The sequence below is a fragment of the Streptomyces sp. CO7 genome (genome assembly GCF_053474865.1).
In genome coordinates, this window is the sequence record NZ_JBRIOU010000001.1 from 61,363 (window position 1) to 62,001 (window position 639).

The 639-nt window shown below is 72.9% G+C and carries 1 protein-coding gene; it reads left to right on the top strand.

Translation table 11 applies throughout. The features are described from left to right. Window positions 1-142 precede the first annotated feature (142 nt). Window positions 143-517 carry a hypothetical protein gene (locus ACOV8S_RS00270; RefSeq protein WP_351113475.1) on the top strand — a complete coding sequence of 125 codons (375 nt, stop codon included), beginning with the start codon at window positions 143-145 and terminating at the stop codon, window positions 515-517. Window positions 518-639: the final 122 nt, after the last annotated feature.

The following is a 639-nucleotide window of genomic DNA, read 5'->3' on the forward strand; positions in this document are numbered from 1 at the left end:
CCACACCCCCCACCGCGGCCGTCGCGGCCCCCGGCGCCGTCGGCGCCACCGCGGCTCCCGCGTCCGTACCGAACCGGACGCAACCGCCCCGCACCAGCGGGGCCGGCGCGCCCACCACCCACAGTTGAGAGGAAACACCGCAATGGCCAGCACCGAGACCGCCCTGAAGGAAGCCCTGACGACCATCGAGGGCGCCACCGGCGTCGCGCTGGTGGACTACACCAGCGGCATGGCGCTCGGCACGCTCGGCGGCAGCAAGGACTTCGACCTGAACGTCGCCGCCGCCGGCAACACCGACGTGGTGCGCGCCAAGATGCGCACCATGGAACACCTCGGCATCCAGTCCGAGATCGAGGACATCCTGATCACCCTCACCGACCAGTACCACCTGATCCGACTGATCAAGGGCCGCAGCGGGAACGGACTGTTCCTCTACCTGGCCCTGGACGCCGCCCGCTCCAACCTGGCGATGGCCCGCCACCAGCTGAAGCGCATCGAGGCGGAGCTGGAGGTCTGATCCCCGGCCGGGTCCGCGCCCGGTGCGCTCCGGCGTACGGTCCCGGCCGGGGTCCTCGCTGGAACCGGCTCCGGTCAGGCCGGAACCGGGGTACGGCGGCGGCGCGCCCCACCCGGGGGCGC

Coding starts and splice junctions, on each gene's coding strand:
- ACOV8S_RS00270 (WP_351113475.1), top strand. CDS start 143: ATGGCCAGCACCGAGACCGCCCTGAAGGAAGCCCTGACGACCATCGAG.